Genomic DNA, 10,010 nt, shown 5'->3' on the forward strand with positions numbered 1-10,010 from the left:
CGCAATAAAAAAATTTCCTATTCTAATCCATTCTTCTCCAATGCGTCCTTAATTTTATCATGAACTAGGGGAAGGATACTTTTGGATAAATGATATACTTCTGTAGAACCTACGGATGGATGACCGGATTCATGACTTTTGAAATTTTTCTCTGCATGGACCGTGGCTCTTTGTACGAAAATTGGATGCTTTCTAGAGTCAAACCCTCCAGGAATAGCCTGATTTACCTTGTCCTTCCAGCCTTTACAAAAGTCACTTGATTCAAAAACCTCGAATTGTTCATGAAAATGATAATACAACCAAACTTCAAAACAAGGGTTACTTTCTGTTACGCTCCAAGCCTCTAATTTTGAGACTTCATTTCTTATATGCTCGATTTGTTCCTTCCTTGATTCATGCTTATCAGGGTCGGTATCCAAAACGATCCAAACCTCATCATTGTCTTGGAAATTATAAATAGGATTTGGATTGTCATCTGATTCCAACATACTTCGTTGGGCGATTTTTAGAAGTCCTAAGGGGGAATTGTCTTCCTTTTCATCCAGCTCATATACCTCTACATTAATGCGGGAATCAAGCTCCTTAAAATAGTCGAAGTAATGTTTTTCTCTTCTTTTTCCCTCACAAAAAATATAGATACTCTTGGCTTCCCTGCTAGGTGCCTTTCTCTCAAAGAGTCGGTTCCTGCTCAGTAACATAGTCATGCCAATTTAAATCCTTGAGATTTCCTAAAAACGGTATGGAACCGTATCGTCCATTGAGGTAGCCTTTTCGGATATCAATGGTTTTGTGCTCCTTGAAATCGCTCAATGAATACAGGTCGGTCACTCCATCCCTGTTTTTCTCTGCAAACCAAATCTCATCCTGTCGAAACAGTTCCTGATCCAATAAATTGGATTCATGGGTAGTAAAGATCAACTGCCCTTTGGTCTGAGGATCATGTGAAAACTTCCGTACCAATTCTTTGATCAAAAGGGGATGAATACTACGTTCGATTTCATCCACCAAAAACACCTTGGGTTCTGATACCACTGTTCTAAAGGCAGGAACAAAGTCCAATAACCTGACAGTACCATCAGATTCTTCATCCAAATCAAATTTTGCAACTTGATCATTTTTTCCCATATGGGATATTTTTAGAATTTTCACCCATATATCCCCATTTTCCTTAACCAATACAATTTCATCTCCTCTTCTGCTTCTCAATCCAAACATCTTATTGGGAGACTCTTCAACTTTTTTAACAAGTTCATTGAGTTCGTTTTCATTATCCTTGCCAAAGAAATCTTCCACACGAATCTTGTCAGTCGATAAGGATTGAATGCCTAAATTAAAAGAACACATCATGTCCTCAGCATAGCTTTTGAATTCCTTGTCTATATCGATGCGGTGTGCCAATGCTCTTGGTTTGGAATCAGGGGTAATGATCTGCAAGGTGTCAGAAAACCATTGGAAGGCTTTCTTTACATCCCCGAGAAACTTATTATCCCTGTTGGAAAGCAATTTAAATACAGGTTCATCTGGTTTTACAAAGTCTTCCAATAAAACAGATTTTAACAATTGGCTTTTTTCATCGTGCTCAAATTCCGGGCTGAAGTGCATAGCTGTTACCTTTGAACTATCTGTTTTTCGCTCGAAAATCAGTGTATCACACTTTTTCCCCAACCCTGAAAGATATAATTCTTCTGTTGCGATCCGTTCTCCAATGAATTCAATCCCGTAGTAATAGGCTTTTTCCTCTTGCACAAATTCTACTGCTAGCAATTGGGGAGTATTGGGATTTTCTATAAACTTGAATCTACTCTCCCTTAACCCAAAGGGGATTTTTTGATCCAAAACCAAGCGTTGCAATAAATAAATTGCCTTAAAAAGATTGGATTTGCCTGCACCATTGGCCCCATACAAAGCTGATAGTTTCAACAACTCTATATCTCCCAATCCATAGGTATGACTTTCCAATGTTTTTAATCGGGTATTGGGAAGGGTATTGAATTCTTTCCTTTCTCCAAAGGAAAAAATATTATCCAAAACAAAGCGAATGATCATGGTTTTACGTGAAAATTTCACTCAAAAATACATCATTATTACGTAAATCAAGTCTATTTATGTGTTATTTTTTCGATTTAGAGAATTTTTCACGTGATTTTAATTTAAATGTTGTGTTCTAAAACGTCTATTCACAAATGCTTTGCAAAACTTCTACAGAGAATATTCGTCAAAAGTTTATCCTTCAAAAATGGAAATTAATCATTCATGAGTAGATGTCCTTAACAAAAAGTGACAATTTGCGACGGAATGAACGATAAAATTGGAACATACAACCAAATTACCTTAATTTAGTTATTGGAATTTTTCCTTTCATTTGATTCTTATTGTTACCCCTATGAGTAAACAAAACTCCAACCCCCAAAAACTCGAACTGACCTGGATTGGCAAGGGTGAGGAACCCAAGCTGGAACCCCGTATCCTGATCGAAAATCCCGAGTACAGCTATGGGGACCCGCGTACCGAGAATATGCTGATCCATGGAGACAACCTCCTTGCGCTGAAAGCTCTGGAACAGGAATATGCAGGTAAAGTGAAGTGTGTCTATATCGATCCTCCGTATAATACAGGGAATGCATTTGAGCAATATGATGATGGGGTAGAACATTCTTTATGGTTATCTTTAATTTGCTCTCGCTTAAAAATTTTATACAGCCTACTTTCTACATCAGGCTCAATTTGGATTACTCTTGACGACAATGAATTACATTATTGTAAAGTTTTATGTGATGAAATTTTTGGAAGAAAAAACTTTGTGGCAAATATTGTTTGGCAAAAAAGAATTCAACCGGATATGCGTGCGACTTTAGGTGCAGGACACGACCATATTCTTGTTTATGCAAAAGATTATTCATCTTTTCGATCAGAATTAAACTTGCTACCTCCTTCTGACGCCCAAGTTAATCGTTATACAAATCAGGATAATGATCCAAATGGTCCTTGGGTTTCTGCTGATTTTATGGCTAAAGGCTATCGTCCAAATCAGATGTACGAAATTGTTTCCCCATCCGGGAAAAAATTTAAACCAAGACCAGGGTCCTGTTGGAGAAATGTTGAATCTGTTTTTAATCAATTGAACAGTGAAGGTAAAATTTGGTTTGGAAAAAATGGAGATTCAGTTCCAAGGAAAAAAACTTACTTGAATGAACTTCAAGGAATCGCTTCTTGGACATGGTGGCCCAATAATGAAGTTGGCCATAATCAAGAGGCAAAAAAAGAAATAAATAAACTTTTTGGTGCTGAAAATGCATTTGAAACACCTAAACCAGAAAGACTAGTAAATAGAATAATTCATTTATCAACTAAACCAAATGATATCGTTTTAGATTCCTTCCTTGGCTCCGGTACCACCGCAGCCGTTGCCCATAAAATGGGTAGAAAATGGATTGGGGTGGAATTGGGAGAGCATGCGGTGACGCATTGTTATCCAAGATTAAAGCAAGTGGTGGACGGAGAACAGGGGGGGATCAGCAAAGCCGTGGACTGGAAAGGTGGAGGTGGCTTTAAATTTTATACCTTAGCCCCAAGCCTACTAAATCAGGATAAATTTGGTAATTGGGTGATCAATAAGGAATACAATCCCGATATGTTGGCAGCCGCCATGGCCAAGCAGGAAGGGTTCCGCTACGAGCCTGACCCATATACGTATTGGAAGCAGGGTGTGAGCTCGGAGAAAGACTTTATGTTTACCACTACCCAGTACATCACAGTAGAAATGCTGGACCGCATCCATGACGAGATGCAACCGGACGAAAACCTATTGATCTGCTGTAAGATTTTTGCGCCCGAATGCGAAGGCAGGCATGCTAATATTTCCGTGAAAAAAATCCCGACGGTACTCTTGGGCAAATGCGAATTTGGTAAGGATGACTATTCCTTCAAAATCGTGAACCTCCCGAAAGAAGAAGGTGAAGAGGAAGAGTTTCTGGACCCTATGGAGGAAATCACCTCCAAACCGACGACAAGCAAGTCCAAGCCATCGGATCAGCCTTCTTTATTTGATTAAATCCATTTTTTAACACCAAGCCATGAATCAAAAAGCAAATTATATCAAGCAACGCCTATCTTTGAGGGCCCCTTTGAAAGACTCCCTGGATATTTTAGCTACCCTGAGTAGCGCATTGGAACTGAAAAAGGAAACCGATCTTCAGGAAGCGTTAAAAATCATACAGCAACATTTTCCTACCTGCACGGATTTTGAGCGGGATTTTCCTTCCATATGTTTTTCTATTGCCACGGGCGTAGGTAAGACGCGTCTGATGGGAGCCTGCATCACGTACCTGTATCTACAGCATGGTATCCGAAACTTCTTTGTGCTGGCTCCTAATATTACTATTTACGAGAAACTGATTGAGGATTTTGGCAACCCTTCCTATCACAAGTATGTATTTCAGGGGATTTCGGAATTTGTACACAACCGACCAGTAATTATCACCGGAGATAATTACAATCAGGCAGGTAACCTCTTTTCCGATACGGAAATCCGCATCAATATCTTCAATGTGGCCAAGTTTAACTCCGAAAACAAAGGCACCAAACAAGGAGGCGTAGCCTTGGCTCCCCGCATCAAGCGCCTATCGGAATACTTGGGACAATCCTATTGGGAATACCTTTCCGGATTGGATGACCTGGTTATCCTCATGGACGAGGCCCACCGCTATCATGCCGATGCATCCAAGAAAGCCATTAATGAACTCAAACCTGTGTTGGGGATTGAACTTACCGCCACTCCTATCGACGAAAAAGGAAAGCCATTCAAAAATGTAGTCTATGAATATTCCTTGGCCAAGGCCTTGGAAGATGGGAAATTTGTCAAAAATCCAGCCATCGCTACCCGAAAGAACTTTCGGACACAGGGATTAAGCCGGGACGAAATCGAAAAAATCAAATTGGAGGATGCTATTTCCATCCATCAGGATACTAAAAACGAACTGGAAATCTATGCCAGAAACTATCAGGCCAAACTTGTGAAGCCTTTTGTTCTGGTCGTTTGCAGGGATATAGACCATGCTTCAGAAGTGTATCAGTATATCAATTCCACTGCTTTCTATGGCGGTACATATCAGGGAAAAGTGCTTCAGATTGATTCCAGTACCAAGAAGGATGAGGAAGTGGACAAGCAGTTTGTCGCGTTGGAGCAATATGATAATGACATCGAAATTGTCATCCATGTGAATATGCTCAAGGAAGGTTGGGACGTATCCAACCTGTACACCATTGTCCCGCTTCGAGCAGCCAATGCAGCGGTATTGATCGAGCAGACCATTGGCCGAGGCTTACGCTTACCTTTTAATGGGGAGCGAACAGGAGTGGAGAAAATAGACAAACTGACGGTAATTGCCCATGATAATTTTGAAGCGGTAATTGCCGAAGCACAGAATCCGGATTCTATCCTGAACAAGGTTTCCTTTGTAGAAATCGACGATTCTCCTGAAAAAGAAAAATCAGAAGTTATCAGCAGTCCATCTACAACGGAAGTAGGGTTCGCTAGGGAAGAAAAACGCATAGCAACCCTTACCAATCACGAAGAAAAACAGCGTGCACAGTTGGGTTTGGATGCCAAACGGGCCGTGATTGCTGCCATTCCAAGTTTCGGGAGTTCCCAAGCCGTTAAGTCTTTTGCAGATCTGCACAAACCTGAAGTTAAGGCAGCTGTGATCGAAAAGGTTAAAAAGAATTTGTACAAGGACCAAACCGAGTTGTTTGAATCCAATATTCTAGCCGAGGCAGAAGCTACTTACGAGAAAATCATCAAGTCCTACCAAGAAAACATCATCGAAATCCCACGGATTGATTTGGTTCAGGAAGAAATACGGGTGTGGTTTGAGGGTTTTGACTTAGATACTGCTACAGGGTTTAATTACACGCCCCTTGGGGAAGAAATCATGGTAGTGGAGTTGACAGGAGAGCGAAAAACGGATAGTATTGGGGTTAAGTTTGGAGCCTATTCCAAAGACAATCCTCTACAGCAAATAGTCAGTGAGTTGATCAACTATCCTGATGTGGATTACGATGAAAATGCGGACTTGTTATTCAAATTGGCCCAACAGGCTTTGAAGCATTTGGCAGAACGATTGGAGGATGCCAGCAAACTACAGCTTACCATCAAGCAGTTCCGCAAGCACATTGCCTTCAATATCTATCAGCAGATGCGGGCAAATTTCCGCATTTCTGAGCCTGATTATTTAGAACCCAAGGTTTTCCCATTTGTAAAGATTGAGCCTTGGAATTTCACAGCTTTGCCGGGAGGTAGAAGGCATTACAAGGATGTGATCAGTCCCCTAAGTTTGATTCCTAAGCTGGTATTTACAGGCTTTGAGAAAGCTTGCCATTTGGAGTACAAGTTTGATTCCAAGACTGAGAAAGATTTTGCTTTTATCTTGGAGCAGGACTCTGATGTACAAAAGTGGCTGAGGCCTGCCCCTAATCAGTTCCGGATCTACTGGGCCAATAACAGCAAGCAGTATTATCCGGATTTTGTCGTAGAGACTGCCGATGCCATTTACATGGTAGAAACCAAGGCTTCTGACCAATTAAATACCGCTGAGGTCTTGGACAAGAAAAAAGCGGCTTTGCGTTACTGTAAATATGCATCAGAATTCACCGTTCCCAACGGAGGCAAGCCTTGGAAGTACCTCTTGATTCCACATGACGAGGTCAAGTTGAGTAGTAGTTTTGGGTATTTTAGGGGGAGTTTTGAAAAGGGGGGCGTATGAAAATATCAAAAGTTAGTATTAAAAACTTCAAGAGGTTTGATGATTTGACGATAGATCTTGGAAAAAATCCATCAAGAATCATCGCATTAGTTGGTCCAAATGGCTGTGGGAAAAGCTCAGTATTGGATTCATTTCTAATGTATAATGCACAGCACTATGGAAATATTGGATCTAATTCAGGAAATGTTCAAGATTTCAAAAAAAACAAATCTATACATTTAAGCCCTGGCCAAAGCATCGGAATAGAACTGGAAGGAGGAATAGAATTAGCTTCAAGTGGTGAGTTTGAAAGAAGACAACAAGATGGTGAAGGAAATACAATTTTTTCATTTCGGTCACCCTATAGATATTCCTCATTATTATTGAAATCAACACTAGAGCAGGTTTCTGACATCAAAGAAAATCAAGATGGGGCTAGCTTTTCCAATCAATTAGATGATAAAATTTCACAAAATTATTCTAGGCTTTACGTTCATTTTCAAAATATTTTAAAGAAAGAAAACTTAAGGTATGAGGAAGCAAAATCTCGCGTAATTGGAGAACTTAATACCAGTTTAGAAAAATGTCTGGATATTAAAATAACAGATATCGGGGACATCATGGATGGCAAAGGAACCTTGTTTTTTTCAAAACAGAATGATCCAAATGATTTTGATTATAATAAACTAAGCACGGGGGAAAAGGAATGTGTAGATATGTTAATTGATATCTATCTTAGAAAAGAAGTTTACAAAGAAACCATCTATTGCATTGATGAACCAGAGCTACATTTGAACACTGGAATTCAAAGAAAATTGCTTAAAGAAATCATCAAGATGATTCCTGACAAAAGTCAATTGTGGATTTGTACCCATAGCATCGGATTTTTGAGAGCACTTCAGCTGGATTATAAGGATGATTGTCAAATCTTGGATTTTGGAACAAAGGATTATTTTAATGGAGCCAAAACAATTCAACCGTTATCAAAAACTAGAAAAAATTGGGCAAATATTTTTGAAACAGCTTTAGAGGACTTAACAGGTCTAATAGCTCCAAAAACAATCATATATTGTGAAGGACACCCCAAACCTGGATTAGGAAATAGGGAAAAAGGATTTGATGCTCAGATTTTTAATATCATTTTTGAAGAAAAATATCCTGATGTTTTATTTGTCAGCAGCGGAGGTAATACCGAATTGGAAAAGCATTCTGCTTTGGCATTAAGCGTGTTAAACAAAGCTTTTTTAGATGTGGAAATCCTTATCCTTAAAGATAAAGACATAAATCCCTCAGGTGAATCTACAAGTGATAAAGAAAGAAATGTGTTTTTGAGAAAATCAAAGTCTAACAGGATGCTTGAAAGAAGAGAAATAGAGAATTATCTTTTCGATAGTGAAGTGCTTAAAAAATACTGTGATAAACACAATTCAATCTTTGATGAAGAAAAGTATCATGTAATTGTCAAAGATATTTTAGAACAGGATGTAAAATCCAAATTTCAAGAAATCAAATCTTGTTGTACTCAGGAAAACATTGGAAAGGAAGTATTTTGCAAAGAATTAGCTTCTCTGATATACAGCGATATGGTGATTTATGGTTCGCTAGAGAAAGTGATTTTATCTGATCATGTTAAAGTTAAGGATTAGCCTGATAAAATGTTACGAAGAGAGAAATATATAAATAGCTCGGGGCTATTACGCAATGAGTCTAAAATCAAAGTTTTAAAAGAAAGAGATTATAAAGTAGAAGATTTACCTTTGGATGGTGATGCTCCAAAACAATTTATAAAGGTCTATAATTATGTGGAGGGAGGAAAAATAAGGAGAAACAATTCTAAAACATGGAATTCATACATTGCGAAAACAGCTGAGAAATGGTATCCTCACGAGTCTATTATTGAATACATGATTAATAAAATTGGAGACGTCCTTGGGATTAAAATGAATGAGGTTGATTTGGTAAAAGCCAATGGACAAATAAGATTCTTAAGTAAATATTTTTTGAATCCCATGGAAGAAAAATTGGTACATGGAGCAGAAATTTGTAGCGAATATTTAGGTGATTATGAAGAAGGTGAACGAATTGCAAATGATAAAGGTGAGGCAAGAAAAGTTTTTACATTTGAATTCATAAATAATGCAATTAGGAACGTTTTTCCTCATGATTTTGAATTTCTGTTAAATGAATTTGTTAAAATGCTGGTTTTTGATGCAATAGTGGGGAATAATGATAGACATTTTTACAATTGGGGAGTTATTCAAAATGTTAGAAATTCAAATAAAAGAGTTAATTTTGCTCCATTATACGATTCTGCTAGAGGTTTACTCTGGAATTTTGATGAAGAAAATATAAAACGATACTTAGATAATTATACTTCAACTAATGGAAAAAAAGTTTTAAATTACATAGTTTCTTCAAAACCAAGAGTTAGTATTGAATATAATAAAGAAGCTAATCATCTTGACCTTGTTGAGTTTTTAAAACGGTCAAATGATACTTATTTCCAAATAATCAGTGAATTATCAAACGAATCAAAAGAAAAAGACGTTATGAATATGCTTGAGAAAGATATTTTTATTTATTTCTCAAAGAATAGAATAGAATTGATTAAGATTATTCTAAGTGAAAGATTTAAATTGGTGAGAAACGCTTAGTATGATGACCTACTGGAATAAAATAAAAAAATGGCTAAATAAAGAGGATGAAATCTTCTTACAAGACTTTGCTGAGGCTAGGCTTGATATGGGGAAAGAATCTGCGAAATTCCATTTGCATTTACATGACTTCAAAGTGGGTGAATTATCTTTCAACGATGGTAAATGGAGTTTCAAATATTCAGAAGAGTTCAAGTCTAGAAGTAATCAATTAAATTTGATAATTGGTTTTCCAGATGTACATAAGACATATGTAAGTCAAGAGCTTTGGCCTTTTTTCAAAATCAGGATACCTGGCTTAAAACAACCTTTGATTAGGGAAATTCTTCATAAAGAAAATATTGAAGACACGAATCAAGTTAAACTTTTGAAGCGGTTTGGTAAAAAATCCATATCAAATCCATACGAATTAGACACCGCATAATTTTTTTATCCAAGGGTTTAATCAAAAAAAAGATTTCAGAAGTATCTGGAATCTTTTTTTATTGAAAGAAAGAAAAAGATTTTATTAAAAATCACTAGTGTCCGAGAAACGATTTTAAAATAAGGGTAGATTCAATTGCTTAAACCTACCCTATTTTGTGTACTTTGTGTTTACGACAACATAAATTACACA

7 protein-coding genes are annotated in these 10,010 nt (G+C 37.6%); 5 read left to right on the plus strand and 2 right to left on the minus strand.

What is annotated here, in order from left to right; all coding sequences use genetic code 11:
• Window positions 1–17: 17 nt before the first annotated feature.
• Window positions 18–698: an RloB family protein gene (locus IE080_RS18690; protein WP_189586484.1), complete on the minus strand. Its 681-nt coding sequence runs from the start codon at window positions 696–698 to the stop codon at window positions 18–20.
• Window positions 670–2,046, minus strand: coding sequence for an AAA family ATPase (locus tag IE080_RS18695; RefSeq protein ID WP_189586487.1), 1,377 nt, complete (start codon window positions 2,044–2,046; stop codon window positions 670–672). The genes IE080_RS18690 and IE080_RS18695 overlap by 29 nt, the downstream gene beginning before the upstream one ends.
• Window positions 2,047–2,383: 337 nt before the next feature.
• Between IE080_RS18695 and IE080_RS18700 the strand changes: the two genes are divergently transcribed.
• From IE080_RS18700 to IE080_RS18720, 5 genes are read left to right on the plus strand one after another with little or no spacing between them, the layout of a single operon-like run.
• Window positions 2,384–4,051 carry a site-specific DNA-methyltransferase gene (locus IE080_RS18700; protein ID WP_189586490.1) on the plus strand — a complete coding sequence of 556 codons (1,668 nt, stop codon included), beginning with the start codon at window positions 2,384–2,386 and terminating at the stop codon, window positions 4,049–4,051.
• 22 nt (window positions 4,052–4,073) lie between these two features.
• On the plus strand, window positions 4,074–6,761 hold the full coding sequence (locus IE080_RS18705) for a DEAD/DEAH box helicase (RefSeq protein WP_189586493.1): 2,688 nt from the start codon (window positions 4,074–4,076) through the stop codon (window positions 6,759–6,761).
• Window positions 6,758–8,386 carry an AAA family ATPase gene (locus IE080_RS18710; protein ID WP_189586496.1) on the plus strand — a complete coding sequence of 543 codons (1,629 nt, stop codon included), beginning with the start codon at window positions 6,758–6,760 and terminating at the stop codon, window positions 8,384–8,386. Before IE080_RS18705 ends, IE080_RS18710 begins: the two co-directional genes overlap by 4 nt.
• Window positions 8,387–8,395: 9 nt before the next feature.
• A complete protein-coding gene (locus tag IE080_RS18715) occupies window positions 8,396–9,394 on the plus strand; it encodes a HipA domain-containing protein (protein WP_189586499.1) in 999 nt (332 codons plus the stop codon).
• Window position 9,395: 1 nt separating this feature from the next.
• Window positions 9,396–9,818: a HipA N-terminal domain-containing protein gene (locus tag IE080_RS18720; RefSeq protein ID WP_189586502.1), complete on the plus strand. Its 423-nt coding sequence runs from the start codon at window positions 9,396–9,398 to the stop codon at window positions 9,816–9,818.
• Window positions 9,819–10,010: the final 192 nt, after the last annotated feature.

The organism is Mongoliitalea lutea (assembly GCF_014652135.1).
GTDB classification, from domain to species: domain Bacteria; phylum Bacteroidota; class Bacteroidia; order Cytophagales; family Cyclobacteriaceae; genus Mongoliitalea; species Mongoliitalea lutea.

Coding starts and splice junctions, on each gene's coding strand:
- IE080_RS18690 (WP_189586484.1), bottom strand. CDS start 698: ATGTTACTGAGCAGGAACCGACTCTTTGAGAGAAAGGCACCTAGCAGG.
- IE080_RS18695 (WP_189586487.1), bottom strand. CDS start 2,046: ATGATCATTCGCTTTGTTTTGGATAATATTTTTTCCTTTGGAGAAAGG.
- IE080_RS18700 (WP_189586490.1), top strand. CDS start 2,384: ATGAGTAAACAAAACTCCAACCCCCAAAAACTCGAACTGACCTGGATT.
- IE080_RS18705 (WP_189586493.1), top strand. CDS start 4,074: ATGAATCAAAAAGCAAATTATATCAAGCAACGCCTATCTTTGAGGGCC.
- IE080_RS18710 (WP_189586496.1), top strand. CDS start 6,758: ATGAAAATATCAAAAGTTAGTATTAAAAACTTCAAGAGGTTTGATGAT.
- IE080_RS18715 (WP_189586499.1), top strand. CDS start 8,396: ATGTTACGAAGAGAGAAATATATAAATAGCTCGGGGCTATTACGCAAT.
- IE080_RS18720 (WP_189586502.1), top strand. CDS start 9,396: ATGATGACCTACTGGAATAAAATAAAAAAATGGCTAAATAAAGAGGAT.